This window comes from Chryseobacterium sp. SIMBA_029 (assembly GCF_046535275.1).
Taxonomy (GTDB): Bacteria; Bacteroidota; Bacteroidia; order Flavobacteriales; family Weeksellaceae; genus Chryseobacterium.
Map to the genome: position 1 here is coordinate 1 of NZ_JAWRXA010000103.1, position 354 is coordinate 354.

General features: G+C 36.2%; 1 protein-coding gene. It reads left to right on the plus strand.

What is annotated here, in order from left to right; genetic code table 11:
- Positions 1–295: adenylosuccinate synthetase (locus tag SB679_RS23405; protein ID WP_410704674.1), on the plus strand; the 295-nt coding region annotated here is incomplete at its 5' end.
- Between the last annotated feature and the right edge of the window lie 59 nt (positions 296–354).

Consider the following 354-nt stretch of genomic DNA (forward strand, 5'->3'; position numbering starts at 1 on the left):
GTTAGTACTTACTAAGGCTGATGTCTTAAGCGGATTGAAATCGGTAGCGATTTGTACACACTATGAACTGGAGGACGGAACCATTCAGTCTGTTTCCGGAATACTTCCAGAAACTGCTAAACCAATCTTAAAATGGATGAATGGCTGGAATGCAGATCTTTCAATTATTGAAGAACCGACTTCGCTTCCACAAGAACTAATAGATTTTCTTTCATTTCTGGAAGAAGAATTGAGAGTTCCTGTGACTTATCTTTCTACAGGTCCGGGAAGAGAACAGATATTGAAAATGAAATAATTTTCTATAAGTATAAAAGCGGGAATTATTTTCCGCTTTTATTTTTCCCAGTTTTTTAT